The 24,682-nt window shown below is 49.6% G+C and carries 41 protein-coding genes; 23 read left to right on the top strand and 18 right to left on the bottom strand.

Annotated elements, in window-relative coordinates:
- Nucleotides 1-6: 6 nt before the first annotated feature.
- From JNC80_RS11295 to JNC80_RS11270, 6 genes are all read right to left on the bottom strand, one after another.
- On the bottom strand, nucleotides 7-693 hold the full coding sequence (locus JNC80_RS11295) for a phage adaptor protein (RefSeq protein WP_376710367.1): 687 nt from the start codon (nucleotides 691-693) through the stop codon (nucleotides 7-9).
- Nucleotides 694-749: 56 nt separating this feature from the next.
- The gene (locus JNC80_RS11290; protein ID WP_376710366.1) at nucleotides 750-1,835 is read right to left on the bottom strand and encodes a N4-gp56 family major capsid protein; all 1,086 of its coding nucleotides are present in this window, start codon (nucleotides 1,833-1,835) and stop codon (nucleotides 750-752) included.
- A 159-nt stretch (nucleotides 1,836-1,994) separates the two neighbouring features.
- Nucleotides 1,995-2,963, bottom strand: a complete 969-nt coding sequence (locus JNC80_RS11285) for a hypothetical protein (protein ID WP_376710365.1) — start codon at nucleotides 2,961-2,963, stop codon at nucleotides 1,995-1,997.
- 86 nt (nucleotides 2,964-3,049) lie between these two features.
- Nucleotides 3,050-5,044, bottom strand: a complete 1,995-nt coding sequence (locus JNC80_RS11280) for a portal protein (RefSeq protein WP_376710364.1) — start codon at nucleotides 5,042-5,044, stop codon at nucleotides 3,050-3,052.
- A gap of 3 nt (nucleotides 5,045-5,047) precedes the next feature.
- The gene (locus JNC80_RS11275) at nucleotides 5,048-6,469 is read right to left on the bottom strand and encodes a terminase large subunit domain-containing protein (RefSeq protein ID WP_376710394.1); all 1,422 of its coding nucleotides are present in this window, start codon (nucleotides 6,467-6,469) and stop codon (nucleotides 5,048-5,050) included.
- Nucleotides 6,399-6,929, bottom strand: a complete 531-nt coding sequence (locus JNC80_RS11270; protein WP_376710363.1) for a terminase small subunit-like protein — start codon at nucleotides 6,927-6,929, stop codon at nucleotides 6,399-6,401. Before JNC80_RS11270 ends, JNC80_RS11275 begins: the two co-directional genes overlap by 71 nt.
- Nucleotides 6,930-7,834: 905 nt before the next feature.
- Here JNC80_RS11270 and JNC80_RS11265 point away from each other — a divergent pair.
- Nucleotides 7,835-8,086: a hypothetical protein gene (locus JNC80_RS11265; RefSeq protein WP_221720124.1), complete on the top strand. Its 252-nt coding sequence runs from the start codon at nucleotides 7,835-7,837 to the stop codon at nucleotides 8,084-8,086.
- Between the two features lie 65 nt (nucleotides 8,087-8,151).
- Nucleotides 8,152-8,313, top strand: coding sequence for a hypothetical protein (locus JNC80_RS11260; protein ID WP_221720123.1), 162 nt, complete (start codon nucleotides 8,152-8,154; stop codon nucleotides 8,311-8,313).
- A 103-nt stretch (nucleotides 8,314-8,416) separates the two neighbouring features.
- On the opposite strand, the gene JNC80_RS11255 is transcribed toward JNC80_RS11260, so the two are convergent.
- Genes JNC80_RS11255 through JNC80_RS11215 form a run of 9 tightly spaced genes read right to left on the bottom strand, consistent with a single transcriptional unit; the run spans nucleotide 8,417 to nucleotide 12,175 of the window.
- Nucleotides 8,417-8,956: a hypothetical protein gene (locus JNC80_RS11255; protein WP_022710417.1), complete on the bottom strand. Its 540-nt coding sequence runs from the start codon at nucleotides 8,954-8,956 to the stop codon at nucleotides 8,417-8,419.
- A 12-nt stretch (nucleotides 8,957-8,968) separates the two neighbouring features.
- Nucleotides 8,969-9,175 carry a DUF3310 domain-containing protein gene (locus JNC80_RS11250; protein ID WP_376710362.1) on the bottom strand — a complete coding sequence of 69 codons (207 nt, stop codon included), beginning with the start codon at nucleotides 9,173-9,175 and terminating at the stop codon, nucleotides 8,969-8,971.
- Nucleotides 9,176-9,185: 10 nt separating this feature from the next.
- Complete coding sequence (locus JNC80_RS11245; protein WP_376710361.1) at nucleotides 9,186-9,671, bottom strand: helix-turn-helix domain-containing protein; 486 nt, start codon at nucleotides 9,669-9,671, stop codon at nucleotides 9,186-9,188.
- Nucleotides 9,671-10,120, bottom strand: a complete 450-nt coding sequence (locus JNC80_RS11240) for a hypothetical protein (RefSeq protein WP_221722362.1) — start codon at nucleotides 10,118-10,120, stop codon at nucleotides 9,671-9,673. Before JNC80_RS11240 ends, JNC80_RS11245 begins: the two co-directional genes overlap by 1 nt.
- Nucleotides 10,080-10,979: a phage replication initiator YdaU family protein gene (locus JNC80_RS11235; protein WP_376710360.1), complete on the bottom strand. Its 900-nt coding sequence runs from the start codon at nucleotides 10,977-10,979 to the stop codon at nucleotides 10,080-10,082. Before JNC80_RS11235 ends, JNC80_RS11240 begins: the two co-directional genes overlap by 41 nt.
- On the bottom strand, nucleotides 10,976-11,329 hold the full coding sequence (locus tag JNC80_RS11230) for a RusA family crossover junction endodeoxyribonuclease (RefSeq protein WP_221722360.1): 354 nt from the start codon (nucleotides 11,327-11,329) through the stop codon (nucleotides 10,976-10,978). Before JNC80_RS11230 ends, JNC80_RS11235 begins: the two co-directional genes overlap by 4 nt.
- 48 nt (nucleotides 11,330-11,377) lie before the next feature.
- Nucleotides 11,378-11,686 (bottom strand): hypothetical protein, encoded by a 309-nt coding sequence (locus tag JNC80_RS11225; RefSeq protein WP_238481584.1) that lies wholly within the window; start codon nucleotides 11,684-11,686, stop codon nucleotides 11,378-11,380.
- Nucleotides 11,679-11,984, bottom strand: a complete 306-nt coding sequence (locus tag JNC80_RS11220) for a hypothetical protein (protein WP_376710359.1) — start codon at nucleotides 11,982-11,984, stop codon at nucleotides 11,679-11,681. The genes JNC80_RS11225 and JNC80_RS11220 overlap by 8 nt, the downstream gene beginning before the upstream one ends.
- Nucleotides 11,981-12,175, bottom strand: coding sequence for a hypothetical protein (locus tag JNC80_RS11215; protein WP_376710358.1), 195 nt, complete (start codon nucleotides 12,173-12,175; stop codon nucleotides 11,981-11,983). Before JNC80_RS11215 ends, JNC80_RS11220 begins: the two co-directional genes overlap by 4 nt.
- A gap of 79 nt (nucleotides 12,176-12,254) precedes the next feature.
- On the opposite strand from JNC80_RS11215, the gene JNC80_RS11210 reads away from it, so the two are divergent.
- Nucleotides 12,255-12,932 carry a S24 family peptidase gene (locus tag JNC80_RS11210; RefSeq protein WP_376710357.1) on the top strand — a complete coding sequence of 226 codons (678 nt, stop codon included), beginning with the start codon at nucleotides 12,255-12,257 and terminating at the stop codon, nucleotides 12,930-12,932.
- Here the strand turns inward: JNC80_RS11210 and JNC80_RS11205 are convergent.
- On the bottom strand, nucleotides 12,929-13,177 hold the full coding sequence (locus JNC80_RS11205; protein ID WP_376710356.1) for a hypothetical protein: 249 nt from the start codon (nucleotides 13,175-13,177) through the stop codon (nucleotides 12,929-12,931). The genes JNC80_RS11210 and JNC80_RS11205 overlap by 4 nt on opposite strands.
- 223 nt (nucleotides 13,178-13,400) lie before the next feature.
- Here JNC80_RS11205 and JNC80_RS11200 point away from each other — a divergent pair, with 223 nt between their 5' ends.
- Nucleotides 13,401-13,943: a hypothetical protein gene (locus tag JNC80_RS11200; RefSeq protein WP_376710355.1), complete on the top strand. Its 543-nt coding sequence runs from the start codon at nucleotides 13,401-13,403 to the stop codon at nucleotides 13,941-13,943.
- Nucleotides 13,919-14,677, top strand: a complete 759-nt coding sequence (locus JNC80_RS11195; RefSeq protein WP_225689172.1) for a hypothetical protein — start codon at nucleotides 13,919-13,921, stop codon at nucleotides 14,675-14,677. The genes JNC80_RS11200 and JNC80_RS11195 overlap by 25 nt, the downstream gene beginning before the upstream one ends.
- A gap of 28 nt (nucleotides 14,678-14,705) precedes the next feature.
- On the opposite strand, the gene JNC80_RS11190 is transcribed toward JNC80_RS11195, so the two are convergent.
- Nucleotides 14,706-14,999 (bottom strand): hypothetical protein, encoded by a 294-nt coding sequence (locus JNC80_RS11190; RefSeq protein WP_225689170.1) that lies wholly within the window; start codon nucleotides 14,997-14,999, stop codon nucleotides 14,706-14,708.
- Nucleotides 15,000-15,188: 189 nt separating this feature from the next.
- On the bottom strand, nucleotides 15,189-15,440 hold the full coding sequence (locus JNC80_RS11185) for a hypothetical protein (RefSeq protein WP_376710354.1): 252 nt from the start codon (nucleotides 15,438-15,440) through the stop codon (nucleotides 15,189-15,191).
- Between the two features lie 294 nt (nucleotides 15,441-15,734).
- Here JNC80_RS11185 and JNC80_RS11180 point away from each other — a divergent pair, with 294 nt between their 5' ends.
- From JNC80_RS11180 to JNC80_RS11095, 18 genes are all read left to right on the top strand, one after another.
- Nucleotides 15,735-16,010 carry a hypothetical protein gene (locus JNC80_RS11180; RefSeq protein ID WP_220159419.1) on the top strand — a complete coding sequence of 92 codons (276 nt, stop codon included), beginning with the start codon at nucleotides 15,735-15,737 and terminating at the stop codon, nucleotides 16,008-16,010.
- The gene (locus JNC80_RS11175) at nucleotides 16,010-16,210 is read left to right on the top strand and encodes a hypothetical protein (protein ID WP_376710353.1); all 201 of its coding nucleotides are present in this window, start codon (nucleotides 16,010-16,012) and stop codon (nucleotides 16,208-16,210) included. The genes JNC80_RS11180 and JNC80_RS11175 overlap by 1 nt, the downstream gene beginning before the upstream one ends.
- A gap of 82 nt (nucleotides 16,211-16,292) precedes the next feature.
- Complete coding sequence (locus JNC80_RS11170) at nucleotides 16,293-17,054, top strand: ERF family protein (protein WP_376710352.1); 762 nt, start codon at nucleotides 16,293-16,295, stop codon at nucleotides 17,052-17,054.
- Nucleotides 17,047-17,688 carry a lambda exonuclease family protein gene (locus tag JNC80_RS11165; RefSeq protein WP_376710351.1) on the top strand — a complete coding sequence of 214 codons (642 nt, stop codon included), beginning with the start codon at nucleotides 17,047-17,049 and terminating at the stop codon, nucleotides 17,686-17,688. The genes JNC80_RS11170 and JNC80_RS11165 overlap by 8 nt, the downstream gene beginning before the upstream one ends.
- Entirely contained in the window at nucleotides 17,688-18,152 is a 465-nt protein-coding gene (ssb, locus tag JNC80_RS11160) for a single-stranded DNA-binding protein (protein WP_376710350.1), read from the top strand. The genes JNC80_RS11165 and ssb overlap by 1 nt, the downstream gene beginning before the upstream one ends.
- An 8-nt stretch (nucleotides 18,153-18,160) precedes the next feature.
- A complete protein-coding gene (locus JNC80_RS11155; RefSeq protein ID WP_151157913.1) occupies nucleotides 18,161-18,586 on the top strand; it encodes a recombination protein NinB in 426 nt (141 codons plus the stop codon).
- On the top strand, nucleotides 18,583-18,816 hold the full coding sequence (locus JNC80_RS11150; protein WP_376710349.1) for a hypothetical protein: 234 nt from the start codon (nucleotides 18,583-18,585) through the stop codon (nucleotides 18,814-18,816). Before JNC80_RS11155 ends, JNC80_RS11150 begins: the two co-directional genes overlap by 4 nt.
- Complete coding sequence (locus JNC80_RS11145; RefSeq protein ID WP_376710348.1) at nucleotides 18,816-19,223, top strand: HNH endonuclease; 408 nt, start codon at nucleotides 18,816-18,818, stop codon at nucleotides 19,221-19,223. The genes JNC80_RS11150 and JNC80_RS11145 overlap by 1 nt, the downstream gene beginning before the upstream one ends.
- A 49-nt stretch (nucleotides 19,224-19,272) precedes the next feature.
- A complete protein-coding gene (locus tag JNC80_RS11140) occupies nucleotides 19,273-19,488 on the top strand; it encodes a hypothetical protein (protein WP_376710347.1) in 216 nt (71 codons plus the stop codon).
- Complete coding sequence (locus JNC80_RS11135; RefSeq protein ID WP_376710346.1) at nucleotides 19,485-19,718, top strand: hypothetical protein; 234 nt, start codon at nucleotides 19,485-19,487, stop codon at nucleotides 19,716-19,718. The genes JNC80_RS11140 and JNC80_RS11135 overlap by 4 nt, the downstream gene beginning before the upstream one ends.
- Nucleotides 19,715-20,407: a hypothetical protein gene (locus tag JNC80_RS11130; protein ID WP_376710345.1), complete on the top strand. Its 693-nt coding sequence runs from the start codon at nucleotides 19,715-19,717 to the stop codon at nucleotides 20,405-20,407. Before JNC80_RS11135 ends, JNC80_RS11130 begins: the two co-directional genes overlap by 4 nt.
- Nucleotides 20,394-20,792, top strand: coding sequence for a nucleoside 2-deoxyribosyltransferase (locus tag JNC80_RS11125; protein WP_376710344.1), 399 nt, complete (start codon nucleotides 20,394-20,396; stop codon nucleotides 20,790-20,792). Before JNC80_RS11130 ends, JNC80_RS11125 begins: the two co-directional genes overlap by 14 nt.
- A complete protein-coding gene (locus JNC80_RS11120) occupies nucleotides 20,789-21,328 on the top strand; it encodes a VUT family protein (RefSeq protein WP_376710343.1) in 540 nt (179 codons plus the stop codon). Before JNC80_RS11125 ends, JNC80_RS11120 begins: the two co-directional genes overlap by 4 nt.
- Complete coding sequence (locus JNC80_RS11115) at nucleotides 21,325-21,693, top strand: hypothetical protein (protein ID WP_376710342.1); 369 nt, start codon at nucleotides 21,325-21,327, stop codon at nucleotides 21,691-21,693. Before JNC80_RS11120 ends, JNC80_RS11115 begins: the two co-directional genes overlap by 4 nt.
- Entirely contained in the window at nucleotides 21,690-21,941 is a 252-nt protein-coding gene (locus JNC80_RS11110) for a hypothetical protein (protein ID WP_075654663.1), read from the top strand. The genes JNC80_RS11115 and JNC80_RS11110 overlap by 4 nt, the downstream gene beginning before the upstream one ends.
- Nucleotides 21,925-22,950 carry a tyrosine-type recombinase/integrase gene (locus JNC80_RS11105; protein WP_376710341.1) on the top strand — a complete coding sequence of 342 codons (1,026 nt, stop codon included), beginning with the start codon at nucleotides 21,925-21,927 and terminating at the stop codon, nucleotides 22,948-22,950. Before JNC80_RS11110 ends, JNC80_RS11105 begins: the two co-directional genes overlap by 17 nt.
- 608 nt (nucleotides 22,951-23,558) lie before the next feature.
- Nucleotides 23,559-24,176 carry a GGDEF domain-containing protein gene (locus JNC80_RS11100; protein WP_175576066.1) on the top strand — a complete coding sequence of 206 codons (618 nt, stop codon included), beginning with the start codon at nucleotides 23,559-23,561 and terminating at the stop codon, nucleotides 24,174-24,176.
- 105 nt (nucleotides 24,177-24,281) lie between these two features.
- Entirely contained in the window at nucleotides 24,282-24,668 is a 387-nt protein-coding gene (locus JNC80_RS11095) for a hypothetical protein (protein ID WP_022712129.1), read from the top strand.
- Nucleotides 24,669-24,682 lie beyond the last annotated feature (14 nt).

Genomic DNA, 24,682 nt, shown 5'->3' with positions numbered 1-24,682 from the left:
AATCCCTCAAAACGCTGTCGCACGGATAACTCCTCGCGCATTGCGTGAGGTTGTTTCTCGCTTCAAAGTTTTGTGCTGATCCTGATAATCACTTAGCGCTTCTGTGGCGACCTGCGGGTCTTTGAGCGTATCTTTAGCCAAAATATATTTGGCGCGGGCTTTGATAAGGTCATAGGCCTCAGTCACCCATGCATTGGGGATTTCAAAGCTGGTCAATGGTGCAAGACGATATGCGCCAAGCTGCAAGCGGATTTTATAAGCATCATCCGGCACCGGATAGAGGCGCAATTGCTGATTGAAATAGGTATAGGAAACCGGTTCGCCTTTGGCGGCATTACGATCTGAAACCAGTTCCATTTCTTCCGGTGTAGCACGGCGCAGATCGAGCACATTTCCTGCATGATCCTCACGATAAGCCGCCTGAATATGCACAAGGCGCGGGATTTGCTCATGAGCTGGTGCGCCATACCATTGCTGACCGGCAACGGTATTGAACGTCACATCACGGGTTTCATTGAAATAATAGGCTTCGCGCTCGCAATAACGGATTGAAGCCGCAATCGCGCGCTGGATATCAGCAGTATATTCACCGGTCGTATCGTCTACATCGCGGGAAATATCTGCGATAAGTTGCGGAAATGTATAATCGCCACCGGTAAAATTCGGCCCCGATGTTACAACTGTAATCGCCATATGACCTCGCCTTTCACAAAAGAGAAAGGGCGGGAATGACCCCGCCCAATCAGGATTTATGCAGCCGGTGCAGCAAAAGAGGTCAATACAACAGTGCCGTAATCCACACCGTCATAAACGGTCTTCTTGAGGCCGCCGATCATGCTGGCACGAACACCAAGTTCACGATCATAGTCAAACAGGTCTTCCACCCATTTGAACTTGTTTTTGCCGCCGTCTTTACCAAACGCCATCGAGGCCGACTGCGCACCGCAGAATATTGCACGGCGGGTATTGGCTTTCTGCTTGAGGCTTGCCGGGTCGGTTGCATCGATGCCAAGCGGTACACGGCTGTTCTCAACAATCAGCGTACGGTTATAAACACCGAGCGCACCGGTATAGAGACCGTTCTTGTCGATATCACCGCCCTGCAAGCGCTTGCCCTGCAAGTCAAACCAGTTGCCGACCGTTGCCACGTCCTTGCGCATTGAGAGCGTCTGATCCGGATGGATAAAGCAGACATAATCAATATCCGCGCCCAAGCCCTTGATCGGACGTACCATTGGAGCCGCGTTTTTCGCACGGTTCACAGCATCGTCGATCATTTGCAGCTTAAACACATCAGCAGCCACAAGTGCCTGATCCGTGGCTTTACCACCGGCACGCAGGATACGACCTGCACTTGGGGCAATGGTCGCATTGAAGCCGGTATATTTGCCATTGGTGACAAATGTATTGCCTGCAAGCTGGTTGAAGAACCATGTATCAATGCGGTCAGCCATCCAGTCCTTCAGGCTGTCATAGCTTTCTTCACGCATATTGTAAGGCACGCGCTGGCGATCGATGGTGCCTTCATTGCGAACACGATGGGCATGACCAAGTTCGTTGATCACCATTTTATCATTGAAGCGTGTCAGGCTTTCTTCATTGCCTTCCTGCACTTCGTTTTCGGTCGTACCGTCACCGGTAGCCAACATACGAATGCCCCATGTGATCTGGTCACCGGCACCTTTTTTGGTTTCGGTCATGATCTGGCACAGAGAACCGGCCTTTTCGCCCATATACTGATAGGCAGTTGTTTCTTTGAGTGCCTCAACATCCATACGCTGAGACCAGAGTTTTACAGTCAATGCATCATTGACAGGCTGAACAGTGGTAGCCATCGGGCTAAACCTCCAAAATCTGATTGGGAATTTGAGTTAATGCTTGCGCATCACGCCGCGCGGCTAAGCGGAAAGCAGGATCACGCCTGCTGCGGTTCGGTCTGACGTCCCGAAAAACGAAGGGCAGTTTGAAAGCATACCGAGGCTTCATTGCCGTGCTCAACAACCGCCAAGCACCTTGATAAGACGTGTCTGATTTTCAGGCTTGGTGTACCACCGCTCGAAATCTTCCGGCGACATGTCTGCAATCGCTTGAGAGGTCAGTACATCACCACTTGGCGCGCCACTTGCCTGAGCAACTGTTTTATTACGCGACTGCGCATCCTGAATTGTCTTTAGCTGTTCTGCGGCTGCATTTGGAGCCGGAGCGGCACCAGTAAAGCCGTATGCTTTGGACATATTATAAATCACCTGTGCAGGTGACTGGCCGGTTTTTGCCGCCGTGATTACGATATCACGCAGCTCGGCGTTCATTTGCTGATTACGCCCTTCTTGCGTCTGGAACTGAGGATAAGCCGCCGCCATAGACTGCAACTGCTTGTCACGGGTTTCGGACAGAAAATGTACAGCATCCCCATAGTCTGGCGACTGAGTTGCAAATTCCTGACATGAATCCCGCCAGTAATCAGCAACAGCTCTTTCCTGAGCCTGAACCTGCTGCTGTTGTGCAGCTTGGGTTTCTCGCTCCTGAATTTTTTCGAGCACTTTCTTATTCTGCCGACCCTGCCACTGCATATGGGCGAAGATATCAACAGTCGGATCTGGTTCCGGATCATCGTCGACAGCCGCAGCCTCACCATTCTGCCGCATTGCCTGAGCGAGAGTGTTCCAACGGTCTTCAAGGACTGCTTTCGCTGTTATTTCAGCTTGCAGTTTAGCCTCAATTTCCTTGCGCCTGCTACGCTCTTTGCTGAGTGCACCATAAGGCACGGTACGGTTCGGATCACCTTCCTGCTCAGCGCTGTCCCCATCTGTCACAGGGGCTTCCGGCTGTGGCTGCTCCTGAACAGCGCTTGTTTCCGGCTGCTCGATAGCTGTATTCGGTTTATCTTCCGGCAGCACTTCACCGCCCGACGAAAAATAAGCCTCTGCCTCAGCAGAGAGCTTGCCTTCTTCCATATCCGACATGATTTTTCCTTGAGAATAGTCTGACGTGACCAACGGCAACCGATAGCGCTCGGTTCAGCGAGAACAGGGCTTACCCCTGCTATTTGTTAAATGGCTGAGCCGCGCCGCGCCTCTGAAATACGGCGGATTGCGTTGCGGCTCTCTTCAATGGCTAATCGTTGCGCATCCAGTCTGGCTTTTTGCTCTGCAGTACCGGCCTCAATTTCAGCTTTGCGCTGCGTGACCATAAGATCAGTCGCTTTTTCCTGCAATTTCATCTGCCCGAGCTGCTGTTTAACAGCCAGATCAGCTTGCGCGCTCTCCGCCTTAGTTTTAGCCGCAATTTCTTCCGGAGAAGGCTGCGGCGGTTGCTGGCTTTGCTGTTCCTGCGCTTGTTTAGAGCGCTCTCTGATGCTTGCCACAAGTGAGGCTGGCAGCGGTGAAAGCTCCAGAAGCTCAAGCAGAATATCCGGCGTGACCATATTACCGATCAGCGGGAATAGGCTCTGCATCACCGCCCAAGTGCGCTCTTTCTCGTTCGGGCTGGTCGGGCTGTCATCAATGATGATGTCGTATTTCTTGTCGGCTTGGCGAACCAAAGGCAGATATTGTTCCTGCCCTTTACCAACGACACGGATTAGGCGGCCATCCGACAGATAATTCTGCAAGAGATAGAGGATAGTCTCAGCCTGCCGTTTGCGATAAAGCCGCAATGCATTGAACAAGGAGGCAAGCACCCCAAGCGATGACTGCTTGCGGGTGTTTTCCAGCACACCAGCCTGATCAACCTCGCGCGTACCGATAAACTCCCGTGAGAGACCGGTAACCTGTGTAATCGCTTCCTTGCTCTCATTGAACAGTGCGAAAAAGCCTTGCGGGAATTGCGCCGGTGGTTTGGGCTGGATTTGCCCGCTTTGCAACGCTCCGGCATTCACCCATGTGATTGCATCCGGACTTGCCCATGTTTCTTCAGCCTGACGGATATTATCGAAAGCCTCTTTCTCCGCCAGCAACCCGCCTTTGGATTGAGAGTTGAGCAGATGCATGATCTGGCTAAAGAACTTGTTCGTCCAGCGCTGCGGATCAATTGCAGCGCGAACAATACCGTAAAACAGCCCGTCTTTAGTGTCGAAATAGCCGGTCATAACATCCCAACCAAGACGACCTTGCGGTGCCAGAGGGCTATCAATCTCAGCCAATAGGCTGTTGCCAAGGAAAGCACGCCTTGCCACTTTGCGCATCTGGCGCACCAGCTTCAAGCTCGGGACAAGCTCCGGCATTTCCTTATTGATCTGTTTGACCTCGGCAGCCGTATATTCACGCATAGCCTGTGGGTTTTGCGGATCAAGGCCACGATAATACGGCTCACGTTCCAGCCACCGCGCCTCAACAATAACAACCTTCTCACCTGCCTCGAATGTCCGCTCGCCCTGATTATCATCAGAATAGCGATTGCCGTGGTTCACTTGATGCGGATTGTCCCGCCCTGCATCATCACGTGCCCAACCGGCGTGCAGCGCTTCTTTGGGCATATCCGGAAACATATCTTGCGCTTCTTCAATGCTCATTTCCCGCACGCGGAACATGCGCGGCGCATCGGTCATGTTGAGCTTGCGGGCAGTTGCCGGAAACACCATTTCAAACGGGTCAATCCGTTCGGCCAGTGGCGCGCCGTCAGGGTCATCCTCATAGTCGAGGCGCGTATCCATGAAGCCAAGACCACCGATAATCACATCGCGGAAGGCTTCACTATCCTCATATTCGGCATTGGCTTCATCACGAAACCACTCGCCACCAGCTGTCAGAATTTCATTCGCATGTGCATCACCCTGCTCTCGCGGGATAAAGCGCATTTCACGGCGGTTGTTCATTTCTGAGCCGACAACAGCATTTGCCAGCGGCGCAATATTGTTAAACGTCAGGACGGGGCGTTTCTGCTCCTGCATTGCTGCCAGATCATCATCTGACCACTGATTGCCAGCAACAAAATCGAAGTGCTCTTTAGCGTTCTTGCGCCAAGCCCGTGTTTTATCGATATCATCTTTGTACCAGCCTTTGAGCCGGTCAAATATCGCTTCGCTGTCTTTTGCTTTTTCAGCCATATTTTACCCACTCATCCAACTTGAACCGGTATTTGCCCCAAACCCTCGATAAGCGCGGTTGGTTTCCGGTGGCGGTGCCTGCTTGGCAAACCGCAACATCATCAGTGCGTAACGGGACGCTGAAATCACGTCATCACGTTCCTTCACAACTTTGCCGTCCTTACGGTGATAGGTCTGGCGCTCCTGCAACCAGTCCTGACAGGTCGAGAACACTTTCCAGCGTCCCGTCTGCATCCGCAACAGCATGTCTGACAGTCCGGCTTCAACGCCGTTGGAGCCATCCAGAAACTGCGCACGTTGCGGCAGCATCTTCATGCCCTGCTCTTTATATTGTTTGGCAAGCTGCTCGCCGGAACCTTTATCGTGCTGCAAGCCATCGTGTGGCCACGACCACGGCAGCCATGCGCCCCATGGCTTCAATGCTGCTGCATGAATAAGCGGCGTTGCCTCGCGTTTGCGGTAATCTCTGGTGACATAGACAATATCGCTGTCCCGATCCCATGCGAGGCTGGTGGCAGCAGTCGGGTGATCCCAACCAAAGTCGATACCGCCGATCTGCACCCAATGGGCGGGAATCGGAAACGGCTGCACCACAATATCCTCTTCCACCACCGGAAAGATCAGACCGGAACCCAGTGTTGGTATGCCCTTGGTGCGTGCTTCCCGTTCATGTGCCGGATAACTGGCAATAATGCGGTCGCGTTCCTCTTGCGAGTAATGCAGCGCATCCTGAATGGTCATCATGATCTTGATGCGATCAGGCGCATCTTCAAGAAAGAACCGTGCAGAAACCGCCGACATACCTTTAAGCGGCGTATAGGTCATCATCACACTGCCTTTAGTGGCGTTCGTGCGCGTGATACCCTCAAAATAAACGTCTGAGGGCGGTTCTTCGTCAAACCAGACAAAGTGCACCGTATTGGCCTGCCATTTAGAGCGGCCTTGGTCATAGGACTTGAACAACAGGGATGAAGCCCCGCCACTCACATGCCCGACCGTCACCGTATCAATGGCATTGGAAACACCTTGTCTGCGCGTCGTGCGCTGAATGCAGCGTTTCGGGATAAAACCTGTGCCCCATTCTTCTTCGCGGTCTGGCTGACCAACAAGCAAGCGCTGCACACCATCGCGGGTCAGCTCACCGCTCTCGGAGCCTGCAATCACCACAATCGGATGGTCAAAGCGTAAGCCCTGCCACCAGAACGGATATTCACCGGTGAGGTGCATGGCAACTTCTGCCGCACCGGATAGGGTTTTGCCCAACTGGTTACCGGCAGCAAAAAGGCGCTCCCGATAAGAAGCGCCTGCATTATGAAATTCTATCTGCTTTGGATAAGGCTCATACCCTTTGAGCCTATTCACCTTCTTCCGGTGCGCTCTCTCGGCAAGCAAGCTTTCCAGCTCCAATTTTTCCGAGTAACTCATTGATCCGAGCATCTAATTGCTCCTCTGGCATAGACTGGAGCGATCCAGAAACATTCAGATCAAGCTTGTCGCTGTATTTCTTCGGGCGCAGTTTACCAGCCATCCATTTACGAGCATCGACACGCAAAGCTGACCGGCGCAATGCCTCACCATTCTCACGCCAGCCAATGTTTTCGCCGTCCTCGTTCTGGCGCTCCATCCAGTCATTGCGCCCATCATCGGCAATTTCAAGGATATCATCGAAAATAGCGTCTGCTTGTGCCTCGCGTGCGCGTGCGTACTGGTCTGAAAACTCAGGATGCAATGAAAGCCATCTGAAAACCGTAGAACGAGCTGGGAGAGCTTCATCTTCACAAATGCTGCGTAGGCTCTCCCCGTCTGCCAGCCTCTCACAGATCAGATCAGCTATGTCCTGACTATAATCTGTCGGCCTGCCTGTTACCGGCGCTTCATCAGTCATCACTTACCCCTTGCTGCGGCTGCAATCCATGCAATGCCAGCGAGAGCGATCCACATGAGAATTAGCATGCCGCTAAAGTGCCAGAATGATTGAAAGGTGAATTCTAGGAATTTCATAAATTATTTCCCGCCGACCAAGCTAGTCTACGCAACCTGAACTGACGAAACACCAAATTCTTACGAATTAAAGCGCCTTCGACCAATATTAATGATAAGATTAATTGTTGAGCAAAATGATCTGAGCAGATATCTGCCCATTTCTGGAATTTTCCGCTCATAAGCAAGAAAGTGTCCATCATGGCAAAAGGCCAAATACGCGGTAATCGCGAAGTGCGAAAACCGAAGAAGGACAAATCAACCGTTATTGAGCCGTCATCTAACACAATGACAGGTCGCTTCCTTACCCAAGTAAAAGATACTGGCAAGCAAAAGAAATAGCCGAAAATATCGGCTAACTAATGGAGGTAGGCGTTTTCGCGCCTACCCTAGTCCTCATTTCTGTACTCTTACTGCGCGGATAAAAATACGAACAAATCAACCAGTAAGAAATACGGTATTCATCCAAAAATAAAAAAGGCCGGGGCAAAACTGCACCGACCTTCCTACTCATCATTAAATTGCCAGTGCCAGTACATCCGTGGTCAAAAGCTTAAATTGATGAAGACATTTGCGAGCGACAGACGCGTTCCAGTGCTCATTAGCATTGCCTGAACTTATCTATAGAAGTGGATTGTGTTCTAAATAAGTTTTTGAATTAAATAGGGAATATTTCAATCCTATTAGCACCACTAAGTCGCCTTAGTTGCTATTTATCTAAAATAAGCACATCCTCTTTAAGCGCTGTTTTTTATCCAGCGCTGCCATTGATGGCTCAGCACACTGGAGCCGCAACCAAAGGAGGACAGCATGTCTTCCACTTATTTAACATCACATAATCTGAACATGCTTGCTCGTCTTCTTGATGAAGTACGCATTACCGGTGAACTTGCGGAAAACGATATTATCGCAGAGCGTTTACTTGTTCATCGATTTGAAAGAGGCACATATGATGAAAGGCGTTTACGCATCATATTACGACGCCATATCTTCAATTATCCTAACGAAACCAAAGAGATAAACGAGTGGGAAAATGAAGGCGGAGCAGTTTCTTCCACATAAAAGAACTAGCTTTGATAACTTGACAGTAATTACTCAATACTAAACTAGATTAGAAGGGGACAGAAATGACCGTAACGGGTTTCATTTTTGGGGCGATAATTGGTTTTGTTGTAGCAGCTTCACTTATCGTCTCTTCTTCCGACAACACAGTTATGGGAATTGCTATAGGTATTGCGCTTACCTTCTCTTTTGGAATTGTTTTTTCAAAGTATAAGATAAAATCCTGAATCAAAAAGGCAGCCTTTAAGCTGCCTCTCAAATCGGATTGCGCGTTAAACGCAAATCACCACAATACAAAATATAGTATATTCCGCGTACACGGGCAACAGCCTATTGTGTTTTATACCCCCAATGCACAGCAAGCTCGTCCAGACCATCCTTGATGTAATCGCCAATTGTCTTCCTGTCGCGCTGGCTCTCTGCCATATCCTTTATCTCCATGCCCTGCCCGACGACCTTGATCATCAGGTCAAAGGCTTTGCGGCCAAGCACAGGCTTGCATTCATTCAACCTCTGTACCGCATCAATCATGCTGTCCGGTAATGGGTCAATGCCCTTGCCGCCGTCCACTTGCTCACGGCCATAGTCAATGGCAATTGTGCCTTTCGCGCCTGACCGCTCCCAATATTGGCGGAACCGCCCTGCTGCCGCCCATTGCGCATCATTGATATGCCCGCGCGAATAGAGAGTACCGACAGCACTCTCCTTGATATTCACATAGGCTTTGATCTTCGGCGGATTCCAGCTCTCGCCCGAGTGATCCGGTGAATAAAACGGGTTCGGAACGCGATGCACCCGAATATCGGATTTGAGGGTTCCCACCTCACCACGAGAGATTGCTTTACGCTGTTCTTTTGATGGTGCAGCCATGTTATCCCTTTTCTAAGCTTTCTTCCGCAAAGCGATTTCGCGCTGCACGTACCAAACTGCCTTTTCTAAATCCTGCAAAGAATTGCCCTTGAGATCGGCGCGCCAGATATATTTCAAGGCATTGCCAAGATTAAATCCCATATGCTCAGTAATGGTGATGCACTCCACGCCGGACGGGTGACTGGTGTAATGCTGCGGATGATTGACCGGATCACTCATGGCTTAATCCTTATGCTGCTAATGCTGGGTTTGCGGTTTCAATGCCTTGTTTTTTAAGTGCGTACAGAATTGTCGTGTGATCGACATCAAAGTGCTTGGCGAGGAATGGCAGAGATGTTTCAGGCCAGCGCAGTTTGATTGCGCATATGGCAGCGTGACGTGCCTTTGAAATTCTGTGTTGTCGCGTTTTGGCGTTCATTTGCTCAACAGGAATTTCATACAGATACGCCACGATCTCACGGGCTTGCTTGACGCTATCGAAGCCCATTCCAATGGCCTGCTGTGCAGCTTCATAAACTTCCGGCATAGGCGCTGCATCAACGGTATCCTTAATCCTTGGGGCGGATTTTTTCGTTACCATGGCCAGCTTTGCTTTTGCTTCAGCACGTCTGCGCTCTGCCCACACGCGGCGAACAAGTTTAGGATTCATCCCGCGATAGATACTAACATTCTCAACACTGGAGCCGCGGCATCCAAAATCCACTTCTGTTTTCATTATGCGGCTCCTGCCTGTTTGAATGCATTGTTGACCGGTCCATAAACCGTGCCTGTCTTGGCTTCCCACAATGAACCGTCTGGGAATGTGCGCCTGCCCGTGGTTGTCCATGTGCCGTGATCGATATTCACGGCCAGAATGTCTCTGTTTTTGGTCGCGTCGACTGGACTGCTATGCTTACGACCTTTGGCTTCTGCCCTTGCCTGATCGACTTCACGCACATATCGCTCACTGTCATTGATGGGCTTCATCACTCGTTCGCACTCGCGGCGAAGCTCTGGTGGTGACGGCATGAAACCATGCTCGAGATTGGAGTGGCCTTTGATGATGTTATCGGTCGCAACTTCCAGACTGTGACGGGTCACACCTTCCAGCGCCTTGAGATAAACACCACGGGTCAGGTTCGGATCAGTAGCGCCCCGCGCTGGCAATACGGAGAGGATGTACATTGCTTTCTTGATGTCGGTTTCCGTAACCTGCATCGAGTACGTCTGTGCTGTGGCTATCTGGTTCATTCGGGAGAATCCCTTCTTCGCGCAGGGCATCAGCCCAGATATTGGTGTGGGTTAATTTGCGGCTGGCCGGATTATCGCGGCGCTGCGCCTGCTGACGATTAATCAGCCACTCAGGCTTGAAGCCCTGCCAGCAGTTCTCAATCATCGCATCAGCCGCGGCGTTGGGGTCTGAGCATTTGGCGAATTGCTTGGCGAGAAGTTCAGCTCCGCGCAACGTCAGCGGTTTGTGAAGAGCTTTTCGGTGATCGATCACAGCCTTGGCGTGATCCTGATCTAAGACCTTCATCAATTCGTTTTGGACAGATGCTTTTTCGGGCGCTCGCGCCTTAACTTCTGAACGTAGTGAAGAAGTATTATCTGTTTCTGTATCTGTCTCTTGGGGCGTCACCGCGCCGTCACGTGACGTCACCGTTACGTCACTAGTTTCCAAGACCTCGTTATTATTGCTCTTTTTTGCCCGTTGCCGCTCACGATAACGAGCTTGGCGCTCAACGGACTTATCCGATTGATACTGACGGTCGCCCCACTTGACCACACAACTGGCAGCAATGCGGCCAGACTGCTCAAGGGCATCCATAACATTGAGTATGTCAGTCTCATCCGCCCGCAGAAAGTAAGCGACCTCGGCGGCATCGACTTCAAATCGTCCAGCATCATCAATCTCCGCTGCGCTTTCGAGAATGGCACCCCATACCCAGACAACGCGCTCAACAGACTGCTTTGAGCGAATGGCTACAGTAACGAGCTTTTCATCACGCATCATACCTGCATAGTGTCTGAACCACCGGCTCATGCTGCCAGCGCCTCCTCAGCGCGTTGAACAATGACTACGCAATCGCTTTTGATGTCCGCATCCCATGTCATGGTGATACGCTCACAGAGATTGTCGTTCTTGATCACTTGATAATGTTGGAGAACATCAAGAATGGGCTTGAGACGATTGTCTAAGTCCATCCGACTGTGCGGGCGCTTGAGGGCAACACAGAGTGAAAACGGTGTATCAATCCGGTCATTGCGCCCACGGATAAACCATCCGCAATCCTGCACCCATTTGGCATATTCAGGGGACTTGCGGCGGGTTTTGCCCCAGCCGACATAGATGTCCCAAACAGTAGGAGGGAATGGCAATTCAAATTTCATCATTCTCTCAACTCCGGACAAATCCATTCAGCTGCACCTGCAGCCCACGTTCTAAAGCTGACCGCAATCTTGTGCCGCCGACTGAATGACAGCCAGCGAAGCAAGACGGGCGGTTTCGGCGCGATATGCGGCTTGTTTTCTTCTCCCATCGAGGATTGCCTTCATTTCTTCGATTTCTCTGTTTTCAATCCTGCTAGCTTCTTTATTGAAGACAGCCCTCACTCTGCGGCGCGTCCACGCACCGTTGCGCTTACTCAAATCTGAATACGCCCGCTCCAACATGGACTTGATCGTTTCGCGTACTCCGCGCTGACCAATGATTTCGTCCAGCAGAGAAGCGGCCATATCGACATCAGTCATCGTCGGCTCCTTGGCTGAAAAATCCACGTTCTTGGATGAAATTCCCACGTTCATGGGTGGCTCCTTTGCTAAGTTTGACCTTGCGAGGGACAAACGAGACAGGAGCAACCAGTGCATGGAGCCAGTGGGAAAGATTGCGCTGCGCATACTGAATAAAAACAGGCATGCGCAGATACACCGCCAAAGAACGGGAATTGATGGCCGAGACGATCAAGCGGGGGAGCAAAGCCGTCTCGGCCTCACCGGTGGGAGGAGTGACCGGTGATATGAAACTGATGAATGGGGTCGCGTGGCTCATGCTGCGCGACTTTCTTTTTCCATGTTTTCGAGAACGCGGAGACGAGTTTTCACTCTCGGCTCTCGACCTTCCCGAATTTGGAAAACAAAAAGAGGGTCGTTTGCGAACTTGCGTCCGAATTTTGTGGCAGAGATGCCTTCAGAGGCGATAAACTGTTCAATATTTTGTCGGAAAGTTTCGATCTCATTCATAGGAGATCAGATTATAGGATTTATCCTGCAAATCAAGGGAAAAATCCTACATGCAATAAAATAGGGATTATCCTATAATATGCCTATGGATAAAGTACGCGAACTCATCATTAAAACATCTGAAGAAAAAGGCTTGTCGCTCAGTGAGCTATCAAAGCAAATCGGGCGTAATCAAACCTATATTCAGCAATTCATCACGAAAGGCTCCCCTAAAGAGCTACATGAGCGTGATAGGGCGACGCTTTCGTCTATCCTTGGAATTCCTGAGAGTTCTTTGCGACTAGATCCCCTCGATAACTCAACGCCGGAAGCTCGCGCCAAAGGCTTCACACCAACGATAATCCCCGGCAAAGAACTGGTCGGCAATCGTGACTTCCCTATCTACGCTGCAGCAATGGGTGGCGATGGGCATACAATTATCACCTTTGATGCAATCGACTATGTGAAGCGGCCAGCCATTCTTGAAAACGTCAAAGATGCTTATGGCGTCTATATTGTTGGCGACAGCATGGAGCCAGCTTATGAGCAAGGGGATATGGCACTTGTTCACCCTCACTTGCCACCAGCTCGTGGAAAAGACGTGATTTTATTTCATGTTCCACCGGCCAACGAAGCAGAATGCATCATTAAGCGTTTGGTTGGCTTTAATGACTTCGAGTGGAAGCTTAGGCAATACAATCCTGCAAAGGATTTCACCGAATACCGCGCATCGTTCCCTTACTGTCACCGTGTCGTTGGTAAATACAGCGGGCGCTAATCCGCCCTCTCCAGCTCTAAAATCTCCTCCGGCAGCTCACCAATTGCAACCAAAAGCCTTGGAACAGAGTAATCACCCGTATTGATGTCGGCCACTCTGACAAAGGCAATTACAGCCGCTTTGTATAATGACAGCCTTTCTGCCAGCCGACGTGCTTGTGAAGCATCCTGCACTTGAATAGGAGCATCCGGCGAGTAGCAGCCTTTAGCCTGATTAAAACTCTGCACCACATACAGTTCAGCCATTACGCAAACTCCCAGCGACTGATTCAGCTTTATCTTGACCAGATAAAGTGAACATATCAAGAACGATTTAACGCAAGCGAACAGATTTTTAACGGATGGTTAAGGACGCACTAGATGTGGTGACGTGGGGAATTGGGGAAACAAGTGATCATATTTAGAGTTGTGGATGATCGGATAGGAATCGGCTACTCATGTAAAAACGATAATTGTTGCGGCGGGGGAAATGAACTCACATCAAATTGACCAAATATTTAACTTCTTGGACACAGTGAATAAGTCTGAAAAAACCTTTGATGACTTCTCAAAGTGGGATGAATACACAGACCGATCCTCTGGAAAGCTACGTTATGTTACGGCAATTCAGTTAAATGGCATTCTTGGGGGTGGTGTTTCCATAAGGATTACAACTCCTAAAGAAACATGGGAAGAAGATGTTTATGGCCAGATTGAAGTGCGCCCACCACGCATGAAGCGCTCCCTCAGAGTTAACCCAATTGAATGGAGGCCATTGCGTCCCCATGTTAACTCTGCGACAGCTCCATCCCCATATGGATTGCAACAATACTTTGATCGCTGGCATCCATATGATTTAAACAAGCCATTAGGTATAGGGGCATTCGACCAGTCAGACAAAGGCGTTGCGACGCCTTTACCTCGTGCAATATCATCTTTTTCGGAGTACCTTGAATTATGTTCCGAGATTTGGAAATGCCCAGACGTTAAAGGGATACCTACACCGCCATGGTCTCCACAGCTAACATTTTAAATCATAATCTTGAGAAGATTGCACATAGCGTTGCAAAACAGCTGTCGTTTGCAAAAATCTCAGGCAAATCAGCCTTTATTAGTACAGGGGTCTTATACCCAAACGGCACATCGGTTGTCGTTAGAATTGACGAAATAAATAATAACTATCTTGTGTCAGATGATGGTTATGCCGCTTGCCTCGCTGAAACAATGGGTATCAAAGATATATTTTTTAAAGTCGCTGGAGCAACTGCAAGACGCTCAGGAATTGAATACGACAACCACGCGTTTTTTCTAAACAAAATTCCTACGTTAAATCTACCATTTGCGGTTATGTTGATTGCAAATGCTTCATCTCAATCAATTGAAAAGACAATATTTTCCGCGGATCTGATTCGCATTAAGCCTTCAAGGCAGCTATTTGAGCAAAAAATGATCGAAGCTTTTGGCAAAAAAGCCTCGTTTGACGTAGGTATCTTGGGTGCAACAAAAGAATGGAAAGTCGATGGAGCTTATATCGAAAACAGCCATGTAATCGCTGCATATGAATACGTATCTCCATCTTTTAATGCTATTGCTGCAGCCCACCTTAAAATGGGCGACATAACAATTATGGATAGCGCTCCCAAAACTGTAATTGTTTTAGAAAATTACAAAGCCACAGATGCTGCCATGCGACAAATATTATCGTCCTCAGTCAATCAGGTGATCTCTGCAGATAGTCCATCTGATAGCTATCGTATTGCAGCGTGATGAACCATTATATATTTTACAGCGCCGGTCACTCAGGCGCTTTTCTTTTGCGCTTAAGTGCTAATAACTCCGCCTTACGATTGCGTTTTGCATTTTTTTCCCCCCGTAGCTTTTCCTTAAGAACGCAAATAAGTAGCGCATCAACCAGATCCATTTGAGAATTATGCCCCATTGAATACTGATGTAAGGCCTCCTTCTGTAAAGCAAGGCCTTTCCTGCTACTCAGATTGATATCGGTCACTGAGCAAACATGAGATACCGCAAGATTAATTAACCTCATATCCCTCTTGACCGAGCTGTTTTTGCTTGCTGCGATTGACATATTTCCCTCCCATTGCGTTAGAATTTTCTAACGAATTATAGAGAAGCGACCAGCTTTCAAGACGTATGCGGTACATAACTCTATGACGAGAAAATTCGCGAGTAGCGAGAAGAAATAATTTGATAAAATTTGCATTAGTTGAATATGCAGAAAGCGCCAGTTTTCCGGCGCTCAGAATTTGCGTTTGATCTAGTGCTCTATAATCCGCTCACGTTTTCGTTTTAACTTATCGGCCATATTAATTCGCCTAAGCATCAAATCTACCAGCTCTTTCGGATCATGATGGCCGACCATGTATTCGCGAACAACGGAATTCGCTATTGCCTGCCCTTCTTCACTTTTTAATTCAATGAATGTGGCGGCGCAGATTTCTGAAAGCGCATTATTAATAATCGAAATATCTGCTTTGTCGATTACATTCCTCTGTGTGGATTTATTCACTTTAGTATCCTCCCGCCCTCTTTTGGGAGTATTCCGCAGAGAGGGCAAGGACAGAGTAACATGGTTAATGCGCATCCCCTAATCATCATTAACTACTAATTATGGTCGCCCGCCTCGTGCGGGCTTTTTGCTGCCCTGATTCTAGCATGACTGGGGAGCGGGGCAAGAGCATAGGCAACTTAAATTTCCTACATGTAGGATTTCCTATTGACATGATATAGGATATTTCCTACGATACATCCATCAACAGCGCGAAGAAGCATCCGCCGATCCGCTAAACGATGGAGAGAACCCATGAGCCTTTATGCATACAGCGCAGAACTGCATGACCCAGTGCTTGGCTTTGTTATTTTTCAGGATGAAGTTGAGCTTGATGTGTCCTTCTCAATGGAAGGCTGTGAACCACGCATAACAGTTGAAGGCGTCTATAAAGACGGTATCAGCCTGTTCAACGGTTCTCCTGTCCTCAACAAAATCGCCCATATGGTCGCTGATCAGGCACAGGATGATGACTGGCTTATCGGTCGCGTAGTTGAAGATTACGCCGAAGAAATGCCGAGGGCTGCGTGATGGTCAATTATTACCGCGTTTCCACTCTCGCAGCTAACATTTCTCAAGATGCCGCTATGGCGCATGCGTTCCGGCTGTCCGGCGCAACTCAGGACTGGCCAATGGCTGGCTCACACGTTGCCGAGCACTTCGAACGCCTTGCGGAAGCGCTTGGCTACAAGATTGAAAAAATCACCACACCAGAACTGAGGGCGGCATGAACGGATTTATCCAAGACCTCTGCGCCTTCGCCTCAATGTCAATCTTTGTGGCTGTTTTCCTCACTTATATCGGAGCATTTGCATGAGCGCCGCACTTGAAATTCATACACATACCCCGCCGACTGCGCAGCCACGTAGCAATGTAATCAATACATTCGACGCGCTTACCTTGGCAATTCAGCAGGGAGCGACACCAGAGGCCTTAACTAGCATCATGTCGCTTCATGAGCGCTTGCAGGCTGTCGCATCACGGAAGGCATTCGACGCAGCAATAGCTGCTGCCAAGTCTGAGCTTCCAACAATTAAGAAAAATCGGACTGTTGATTTTACAGGGAAAACTAATGTCCGGACACATTACAACTTCGAGGATTTGGCTGAAATCTCAGCGACGATTACGCCGATCCTGTCAAGCCACGGCCTCTCCTATCGGTTTCGTACCAACCAAGAAAACGGCTTAATATCTGTAACGTGCATAATTGCGCATGAAGACGGTTACTCCGAAGAAACGACGCTTGCCGCCAGCGGAGATAACTCCGGCAACAAGAACAGTATTCAGGCTATTGGCTCAACAGTCACGTACTTGCAGCGATATACGCTCAAGGCGGCGCTCGGACTGGCCGTTGCTGATGACGATGACGGCGCGAAAGCTGACGAGGCGTCGAATACCCCAATCACAGATGCACAACGTGATGAACTTCTCTCTCTTATTAATGACGTTGGGATGAATGTCGCCGTCTGGTGCCAGTTCTACAAAGTTGATGCGGTGAAAGAGCTGCCAGCAGCCCAATTTGAGAGCGCTAAAAAGAAACTAAAACTGACCAAAGAAAGCCGCGCAAATGGATAACATTATTCAGGGTTCAGACGAATGGCATGCTTTGCGCCTTGGCAAGGTCACCGCCTCCCGTGTTTCCGATGTGACAGCGAAGGTGAAAACAGGTGTATCGGCATCACGCGCGAATTACATGGCGCAGCTCATTGCAGAGCGTCTGACCGGCTCCGTCGAGGCAACATGCACAAATAGCTCAATCCAATGGGGCAATGAACAAGAACCGGAGGCGCGACTTGCTTATCAATTCCACGCAAATGAGCTTGTGGAGCAAGTCGCCTTTATCGCCCATCCATCAATCGAAATGACTGGCGCCAGCCCTGACGGCTTGGTCGGGACTGACGGTCTGGTGGAGATCAAATGCCCGAACACATCAACGCATATCGACACAATGCTGAGCGGGAAAGCTCCGGCCAAGTACGTCAAACAAATGATGTGGCAGATGGCATGCACCGGTCGCAAGTGGTGTGACTTCGTTTCTTTTGACCCACGGATGCCGGAAGAAATGCGCCTCTTTGTAAAGCGCGTTGAGCGTGATGATGATCTGATTGCAAGCCTTGAGGCCGAAGTCTCCGAGTTCCTGTCTGAAATCGATAACAAAATCACTGCGCTGAAAAACGTTTGCGCCCCAAGCTTGAAGGAAGCAGCATAATGGCCGGTTCAGTCAATAAAGTCATTCTGGTCGGCAATCTAACCGCTGACCCTGAAATTCGTCGCCTTAATTCCGGCGAACCTGTCGCAAATCTCCGAGTAGCTACAAATGAAAGCTGGAGAGACCGCCAGACTGGTGAACGTAAAGACAAGGCTGAGTACCACAGCGTTGTAATCTTCAACGAAAATCTGGCCAAAGTTGCAGAACAGTACCTGAAAAAAGGTGCCAAGGTTTATATCGAAGGCCAGCTGCAAACCCGTAAATGGTCGGATCAGAACGGCAACGATCGCTACACGACCGAGATTGTTCTGCAGAAGTTCCGCGGCGAATTGCAGATGCTCGACAGTCGCGGCGAAGGCCAACAGCAAAACCAATCACGCCAGTCCGAACAGTCCTACAGCCAGCAATCTGGCGGATTTGGCGGTGGTTTTGACGACAACCTCGATGATGACATTCCGTTTTGAGGCACCTCATGGAAAAGCAGCGTTACACCATCGTAAATCCGCAGGTTCGCCAGAATGCAATCAGAGCGCTCATGGCACTCCCTGACGGCCACACAGCAACATTTGCACCACCAACCAGAAGCGGAGGGCAGAATGATTTCTTTCATTCAATTTGTTCTGACATTGCGAAGTCTGGCTTTGAGTGGGCTGGCAAACCGCGAAAACCGGAAGAATGGAAAGTTCTGCTTGTATCCGGTCACACAAAAGCAACGCAGGGCGAAGTCGAATTTGTGCCGGGGCTTGAAGGTGAATTCGTAAACATTCGCGAAAGCACCGCCCGCATGTCAGTTAAACGCGCCGCCTCTTTGCTTGAATACGCGCTGGCGTGGTGCGCCGATCATCATATCCCCCTCACCGACACCCGCCGCCAAGGCTACCTTATGGAGGCGGCATGATTATTCAGTTCCTCATTTCAAAACTGCGCAAGCTTCTTGGCCTTCACGATGATCCATTGCTAGAGCTTCGCGCCACAGCTGAGACTCTCAAGGCCACTATCGCCAAAGCCAAGAAGGACAAGAAGCGATACAGCCACCTTGAGCGGGAGCTGCTCAGAACCACAGCTGTAATCGTCGCCATTGAGCGCGGCATTCCATATCGCAATGGCTCTCTGGATTGGGGGCGCTGATGGCTCGTACAGTCAAAGAATGGATCGGCAAGACTGACGACACGAAAATCCCGCCACGCGTGAGCCAGAGGGTTTTTGATCGTGCAACTGGTATCTGCCACTGCTGTAATCTGCCGATCAAAGCCCCCTTTGAAACATGGGAGGCAGATCACCGAATTGCACTGATTAACGGTGGCGAAAACCGTGAAAGCAACTTAGCCCCTGCCCACTCTCACTGCCACATTAAAAAGACAAGGCAGGACGTAGCAGAGAAAGCAAAAGTTGCAAGCGTTCGCGGGAAGCATATCGGCGCAAAGCGCCTGTCATCAAAGCTTTCCGGCAAGAAGCATCCAAAGCCTCCACTCACCAAGATAGTTCAGCACCGCCGCTCACTTTATGAGCCAATCCAGCCACAGGAGCGCATATAATGTCAGGTAAATATCATGTCCCCCGCGCCCCGACCTCGGAGGCAGGCAAATGAAGCTGACCAAAGCAAAGTTTGCACAACAGTGCGCGTATATCGCTAAAAATGCGTCTAATTGGGCAGCGGAATTGCTGGATTATGCAGAAAACCGAGGTTCTGAAGCTAATCCTGAAGCCGTTTTCCGCTTCACGGACAGTATTCGCGAAAGATTAGATAGGCTGGACAGGCTCGCTGGCCGCGCAGCCTTGGCGCAGGAGGCAGGCAAATGAGTTATTTTCCACCTTATCTAATTGATCGCTACGCCGTCCCAAGTTTCGAAATCTTAAATTCCGGCGAAAAGGTTTTGCCAAAGTGGACGCAGAAAACAATTTACCGCGAACTGCCATCAAACCACGCTCTGCATATTGCGAATGCAGAAGCAAAACGTGCGCGTAAAGCGGCAAAACGCAACCGTCACGCAGGCCGCGCAGCCTTGGCGCAAGGAGGTGGGAGTAAATGACAATCCATTATCACGGAACTCCACTTACCCCACGTAATGAACTGCTTAAACTGGCAGGAAAACATTTCTGCGTTTCCTTCGCCAATCCCGGAGATGCAGATTGGTGCTTAGCACATGGTCAATCGGTTATGTGGGATAGTGGTGCCTTTACAGCATTTACGCAAGGCAAGGCTGTGGATTGGACAAAGTATTTCGGTTGGCTTGAGCCGCGTTTAGGCCACCCTCATTGGGCAGTAATTCCCGACGTGATCGACGGCACAGAAGCCGATCAGCGAGATTTGATAGCAACATGGCCTTTTGGCTCGTTGGGTGCTCCTGTTTGGCATATGGCTTTGTCACTCGATTACCTTCTTGAGCTTTCCGACAAATGGCCGCGGATATGTTTCGGCAGTTCAGGGCGCTACTGGCAGGTCGGATCAGATGATTGGTGCCGTCGAGCAGATGCTGCTTTCAATGCTCTCGCTAAGACTGGGAAACTTCCTTGGATCCACATGTTGCGTGGATTAGAAATGTGTGGGGACAGGTGGCCATTTGCCAGTGCGGATAGCACAAATGTCGCTCGCAACTTCAAAAATATCGGTAATGAAAAAGATCCAGAACGAATGGCGCGCCGGATCGACGCCGTTCAGTGTCCCATCAATTGGTCTTTACGACCAGAGCAACAGGATATCTTCTATGAAGTCGCTTAATACAATTTACCTCTGCGGTCCAATTAATGGCTGTACAGACGAGGAATGCAAAGACTGGCGCGAGTTGGTAAAAACGATTTGGGATGGACCAACACTCGATCCGATGCGCCGCGACTATCGTGGACGAGAACATGAGAGCATCAATCAGATCGTTGAATTTGACAAGATCGATGTCATCAACTCAGATGTAATCTTGGTCAACTATGACAAGCCAAGCGTCGGTACGAGCATGGAAATTCTCTATGCTTGGGAGCGTGGAAAACTTGTCGTCGTGGTTTCCAAGCACGGGAAACAAGGGCTTTCACCGTGGCTGCTATATCACTCGCATGAGGTATGCACGTCATTTGAGCAAGCGGTAAATTATGTTCGCGAGGTGCTGAAATGAGAGCGCTCTCCCTTACAGTAGCTTTCGCCGCAACTGTGCCATTGGCAAATTGGATGATTGAAAACGTTGGATCGTGCTCTCCGCACAGTCCATGCGTGATCCCGGTCGGCTTCGGTCAGTATGCCCCAAGTGGCGTTCTCGTTGTTGGCGCAGCGATTGTGCTAAGAGACTTCGTGCAGGAGGTAGGAGGCGTGAAAGCGTCTCTGTTAGCAATCGTTATTGGCGCCGCATTGTCGTGGATGTTTGCACCAGCAGCACTCGTGACGGCGTCAGTGACATCATTTGCAGTCGCTGAACTTTGCAATCTTGCGATCTACACCCCACTACGGAAGAAAGGGATGCCGATCGCGGTCGTTGTCAGTGGGTTAGTCGGTTCATACGTAGACAGCGCCCTATTCCTGCTGATTGCTTTCGGATCATTAGATTACGTACTTGGTCAAACGATGGGCAAATACTGGGTGGTTGCGGCAGCATCTATCACACTAGTGGTGCTACGCTCGCGTCGCACCGCCTTGGCGCAAGGAGGTGGGGAGTGACCAGAGATGAACTCATTAAAGAAGTTGCCTATCAAATGGCGATTGAAAAGTCTGGTGGCAATAACCCTATCCCAGACCCTCGGTATCTTGAGGGTATGGCAACCGCGGCCGTTGATACCATCTTCTCCACTCTGAATAAGCAAACAGAAGAAATGACCTTCTCGGCTCGTCATTTAATGATGTGGCTTACCGGTGGCAGGCCGTCAGAAAGGAATTTGAAATTCTGGTGCGAACAGCGTGGCTTGCCGGTTCCAATAGGCTGCGGAGATGTTGATCACGTTCCACCAAAAGCAGCTATGGCCGCATGGGTATTCGAGGCCATGCTCAACGCCTCACCACTCGCACCGGAAGGAGGTAAACCATGAAAAACCAGCCTTACTGGCCTGCAGCCATGCCATTAAATCAAGCTGCAGCATATTGCGGCCTCTCTACAGAAACCTTCAAGGAAGTCTGCCCTGTCAGACCGGTGGCGCTTACACCTTCAACGCGAGGACAAAGGTTTTTACGGTTACGCCTTGATGAATGGTTGACTTCATTGGATCGCAATACCGATTATTCTACAATGTCAGCCTTAGAGGCATGGAAAGCACGAAAACATGCGCGTACCACTTAAAGGGCTGCATAAAGTCAAAAAGCGTTTGGCAGGTGGCAAAACGCAAACGTACTACTATGCATGGCGGGGTGGTCCGCGTCTTATGGTAGACCCGACCATAGACCCTGCGGGATTTGTTTCTGAGTTTCACGCAATATCCAAAGCAGCTGTGCAACCAGATAACGACAGCCTTGCTGGCTTGATTGTCCAGTATAAGACTTCACCGGCCTACACGGATCTCAGCGCAGTCAGCCAAAGGGATTATGATCCTTTTCTGGCTCAATTGTCATCCGAGTTTGGTGATATGCCGATCATCGCACTTAATGAGCATGGTGCTAGATCTGTCTTCAAGGACTGGCGAGATACCATGGCACAGACACCACGCAAGGCTGACAGGGCATGGGCTGTGGTGAAGCGCGTTTTTTCGTGGGCGCTTGATATGGAGCTGATTACACGAAATCCATGCACTGGTGGCGGCAGGCTCTGGAAAGGCACTCGCGCTGATATCATCTGGACAGATGAACAGATCGAACTTGCAAACAAAGCACTCAGCGACAACCTGATCCATGCCCTAATGCTGGCCTTATGGACAGGCCAACGACAAGGCGACATCCTAAACCTCACGTGGTCTGCATATGACGGTCAACACATCCGGCTAAAGCAATCCAAAACAGGAAAGCGCGTAACAATTCGCGTGTATTCAACCTTAAAAACAATGCTTGATTCTATGGACAAACAGTCTGTGACAATACTCACGAGCAGTCAGGGGACACCATGGACAAGCGACGGGTTTAAAACCTCATGGGGTCGCGCCATTAAAAGAGCCGGAATCACCGGCGTAACCTTCCATGATCTGCGAGGAACGTTCATCACCAAGGCACGTAGAAGCGGAGCCACTGTTGAGGAAATTGCTGCAGCATCCGGCCATTCTATCAAAGACGTGACCAGAGTGCTGGAAGCCCACTATCTCGCGCATGATGAACAAACGAACGACGCAGTGATTCTAAAAATGGAGAAAAAGGGGCAGTGATTTTAGTTTACAAAATCACTGTAACCCATTGATCTTCTAACCAGCTAAACAGCCTCATTTTACATTTAAAGCATTGTTTTAATTAAATTAGTTCCTGCCTTCTAAGCCGACGGTCACTGGTTCGAATCCAGTCGGGATCGCCATTCACTCAATTTTTTACATAAGATTTCAGATTACAGACTTCCGGTATTTTGTCCGGTTTAAGTCCTATCCCGCCTGCGTTGCGGTGATTCAAATTCGCAAATAACTGTCATTCACAACAGAAGCTCCCCTTCCCCGAAGAAGAATAAAAAGCTCATTTAAAGAATTAAGTTTCTTATCTTTTGAGCTGATATCTCACAATATTTCCGTTGTAACAAAAGCTGCGTGACTGACGCAGAAATCAGTTTCATTAGTATCTATAGAAAATGAAGCTGGCGTGCTAAAAGTAACTCCCGCGATTTCTCTCCTGCCGGACTTTCAATACTGAAGCACGAAATATGATTAATTATTGGCGCATTCTATTCAAAGCATTAGCAACAGGTGCGCTGGCGCTTATATTTACCCTCATTATCACCAGTATTTTTGTCCCCATGATGGGAGGGCAACTGGCCGGAGCCGGACTTATCATGACGATTGTCTGTCCGCTTGCGACCGCTATTCCGATGTCTGCATTGCACTATCTGAATACGGAACGCCTCAGGATTGCGCGAAATAAAGCTTTGGAAATTCAGGAGGAGCTTGAAAAAGCCAATGCGCTGCTCATCAAACATTCGCGCGAAGACAGTCTCACCGGCGTCCTGAACCGCTCTACTTTTTTTGACAAGCTCATCACAGCGAGCAGCAGTCAGCAAACCGGCGGTCTGTTGTTTATCGATCTCGATCATTTCAAAACCATCAATGACACATATGGCCACGCAACCGGCGATGCGGCGTTGCGCCGTATCGGCGCACTGCTCAATCGCCTGAGTCTGAGAAACGGCTTTGCCGGAAGATTGGGCGGTGAGGAGTTCGGCGTCTTCATCAACAGCGCGGATGTCAGCTTCATCTATCAATATGCAGAAAATATTCGTCGGGAAATAAGTGTTCTGCGTATTGTCGCTTCCGACAATAAAACTGTCAGCATCACTGCCAGTATTGGTGTCACTTTGTGCGAAGCCGGTTTCAATCTCGATCAGTCTTTACTGGAAGCAGATGAGAAAATGTATATTGCCAAGCGGCAGGGACGCAATCTGATTATTGCATAATGCTTGATAGCGGCCTGTTTTCAGCATTTCAGTCTGAGAAAAGACTTGCCTTGGCATAAAACTCCAACTCTATTCCGAACATCATAACATAATAAGGTAATCTTAATGGCTCAGGCAAATTCCTCATCCCGCCCTGTTATCCTGACCGGCCTCGGCGTTCTCGTCCTTGCAGCAGGTCTGTATCTGCAATTCGGCACCAGTTCTGTATCGCTTGCCGATCAGCAAAGATGCGAAAAAATCGTATCGGATACTTATGCTAACAGCGCAGAAGCCAAGAATTCACTTCTGCCTAAATGCTCCGAGCCAGGCATGGTAGCAATGATGGACGCAAAAGCCGGGGGCTCTGATGCTACAACAGCAGCGGCCTCTATTGCATCAGCCAACCAGTCCGATATCGGCTCCAACGCCTTAAGCTTCGGCCTGATCGGCGCAGGTCTCGGCCTGCTCTTAGGCGGCATTGCCACGCTTCTGCGCCGCAAAAAATCAGCTTAATCTGACAACAAAAA

Source organism: Pseudochrobactrum lubricantis, from assembly GCF_041929865.1.
GTDB lineage: Bacteria > Pseudomonadota > Alphaproteobacteria > Rhizobiales > Rhizobiaceae > Pseudochrobactrum > Pseudochrobactrum saccharolyticum.
The sequence above is the reverse complement of the archived record's forward strand: the minus strand, read 5'-3'. Positions and strand labels throughout refer to the sequence as shown.

Excerpts from the sequence above, each read along its gene's own strand:
- JNC80_RS11120 (WP_376710343.1), top strand. The coding sequence starts at position 20,789 with ATGAGAGCGCTCTCCCTTACAGTAGCTTTCGCCGCAACTGTGCCATTG.
- JNC80_RS11145 (WP_376710348.1), top strand. The coding sequence starts at position 18,816 with ATGGCTCGTACAGTCAAAGAATGGATCGGCAAGACTGACGACACGAAA.
- JNC80_RS11215 (WP_376710358.1), bottom strand. The coding sequence starts at position 12,175 with ATGAATGAGATCGAAACTTTCCGACAAAATATTGAACAGTTTATCGCC.
- JNC80_RS11180 (WP_220159419.1), top strand. The coding sequence starts at position 15,735 with ATGAGCCTTTATGCATACAGCGCAGAACTGCATGACCCAGTGCTTGGC.
- JNC80_RS11195 (WP_225689172.1), top strand. The coding sequence starts at position 13,919 with ATGGTCTCCACAGCTAACATTTTAAATCATAATCTTGAGAAGATTGCA.
- JNC80_RS11225 (WP_238481584.1), bottom strand. The coding sequence starts at position 11,686 with ATGACTGATGTCGATATGGCCGCTTCTCTGCTGGACGAAATCATTGGT.
- JNC80_RS11290 (WP_376710366.1), bottom strand. The coding sequence starts at position 1,835 with ATGGCTACCACTGTTCAGCCTGTCAATGATGCATTGACTGTAAAACTC.
- JNC80_RS11140 (WP_376710347.1), top strand. The coding sequence starts at position 19,273 with ATGAAGCTGACCAAAGCAAAGTTTGCACAACAGTGCGCGTATATCGCT.
- JNC80_RS11280 (WP_376710364.1), bottom strand. The coding sequence starts at position 5,044 with ATGGCTGAAAAAGCAAAAGACAGCGAAGCGATATTTGACCGGCTCAAA.
- JNC80_RS11100 (WP_175576066.1), top strand. The coding sequence starts at position 23,559 with ATGACGATTGTCTGTCCGCTTGCGACCGCTATTCCGATGTCTGCATTG.
- JNC80_RS11200 (WP_376710355.1), top strand. The coding sequence starts at position 13,401 with ATGAACTCACATCAAATTGACCAAATATTTAACTTCTTGGACACAGTG.
- JNC80_RS11110 (WP_075654663.1), top strand. The coding sequence starts at position 21,690 with ATGAAAAACCAGCCTTACTGGCCTGCAGCCATGCCATTAAATCAAGCT.
- JNC80_RS11240 (WP_221722362.1), bottom strand. The coding sequence starts at position 10,120 with ATGTACATCCTCTCCGTATTGCCAGCGCGGGGCGCTACTGATCCGAAC.
- JNC80_RS11270 (WP_376710363.1), bottom strand. The coding sequence starts at position 6,929 with ATGACTGATGAAGCGCCGGTAACAGGCAGGCCGACAGATTATAGTCAG.
- JNC80_RS11295 (WP_376710367.1), bottom strand. The coding sequence starts at position 693 with ATGGCGATTACAGTTGTAACATCGGGGCCGAATTTTACCGGTGGCGAT.
- JNC80_RS11285 (WP_376710365.1), bottom strand. The coding sequence starts at position 2,963 with ATGTCGGATATGGAAGAAGGCAAGCTCTCTGCTGAGGCAGAGGCTTAT.
- JNC80_RS11255 (WP_022710417.1), bottom strand. The coding sequence starts at position 8,956 with ATGGCTGCACCATCAAAAGAACAGCGTAAAGCAATCTCTCGTGGTGAG.
- JNC80_RS11175 (WP_376710353.1), top strand. The coding sequence starts at position 16,010 with ATGGTCAATTATTACCGCGTTTCCACTCTCGCAGCTAACATTTCTCAA.
- JNC80_RS11190 (WP_225689170.1), bottom strand. The coding sequence starts at position 14,999 with ATGTCAATCGCAGCAAGCAAAAACAGCTCGGTCAAGAGGGATATGAGG.
- JNC80_RS11210 (WP_376710357.1), top strand. The coding sequence starts at position 12,255 with ATGCCTATGGATAAAGTACGCGAACTCATCATTAAAACATCTGAAGAA.
- JNC80_RS11205 (WP_376710356.1), bottom strand. The coding sequence starts at position 13,177 with ATGGCTGAACTGTATGTGGTGCAGAGTTTTAATCAGGCTAAAGGCTGC.
- JNC80_RS11095 (WP_022712129.1), top strand. The coding sequence starts at position 24,282 with ATGGCTCAGGCAAATTCCTCATCCCGCCCTGTTATCCTGACCGGCCTC.
- ssb (WP_376710350.1), top strand. The coding sequence starts at position 17,688 with ATGGCCGGTTCAGTCAATAAAGTCATTCTGGTCGGCAATCTAACCGCT.
- JNC80_RS11265 (WP_221720124.1), top strand. The coding sequence starts at position 7,835 with ATGTCTTCCACTTATTTAACATCACATAATCTGAACATGCTTGCTCGT.
- JNC80_RS11250 (WP_376710362.1), bottom strand. The coding sequence starts at position 9,175 with ATGAGTGATCCGGTCAATCATCCGCAGCATTACACCAGTCACCCGTCC.
- JNC80_RS11105 (WP_376710341.1), top strand. The coding sequence starts at position 21,925 with ATGCGCGTACCACTTAAAGGGCTGCATAAAGTCAAAAAGCGTTTGGCA.
- JNC80_RS11150 (WP_376710349.1), top strand. The coding sequence starts at position 18,583 with ATGATTATTCAGTTCCTCATTTCAAAACTGCGCAAGCTTCTTGGCCTT.
- JNC80_RS11125 (WP_376710344.1), top strand. The coding sequence starts at position 20,394 with ATGAAGTCGCTTAATACAATTTACCTCTGCGGTCCAATTAATGGCTGT.
- JNC80_RS11130 (WP_376710345.1), top strand. The coding sequence starts at position 19,715 with ATGACAATCCATTATCACGGAACTCCACTTACCCCACGTAATGAACTG.
- JNC80_RS11230 (WP_221722360.1), bottom strand. The coding sequence starts at position 11,329 with ATGATGAAATTTGAATTGCCATTCCCTCCTACTGTTTGGGACATCTAT.
- JNC80_RS11245 (WP_376710361.1), bottom strand. The coding sequence starts at position 9,671 with ATGAAAACAGAAGTGGATTTTGGATGCCGCGGCTCCAGTGTTGAGAAT.
- JNC80_RS11275 (WP_376710394.1), bottom strand. The coding sequence starts at position 6,469 with ATGAGTTACTCGGAAAAATTGGAGCTGGAAAGCTTGCTTGCCGAGAGA.
- JNC80_RS11155 (WP_151157913.1), top strand. The coding sequence starts at position 18,161 with ATGGAAAAGCAGCGTTACACCATCGTAAATCCGCAGGTTCGCCAGAAT.
- JNC80_RS11135 (WP_376710346.1), top strand. The coding sequence starts at position 19,485 with ATGAGTTATTTTCCACCTTATCTAATTGATCGCTACGCCGTCCCAAGT.
- JNC80_RS11260 (WP_221720123.1), top strand. The coding sequence starts at position 8,152 with ATGACCGTAACGGGTTTCATTTTTGGGGCGATAATTGGTTTTGTTGTA.
- JNC80_RS11170 (WP_376710352.1), top strand. The coding sequence starts at position 16,293 with ATGAGCGCCGCACTTGAAATTCATACACATACCCCGCCGACTGCGCAG.
- JNC80_RS11235 (WP_376710360.1), bottom strand. The coding sequence starts at position 10,979 with ATGAGCCGGTGGTTCAGACACTATGCAGGTATGATGCGTGATGAAAAG.
- JNC80_RS11220 (WP_376710359.1), bottom strand. The coding sequence starts at position 11,984 with ATGAGCCACGCGACCCCATTCATCAGTTTCATATCACCGGTCACTCCT.
- JNC80_RS11165 (WP_376710351.1), top strand. The coding sequence starts at position 17,047 with ATGGATAACATTATTCAGGGTTCAGACGAATGGCATGCTTTGCGCCTT.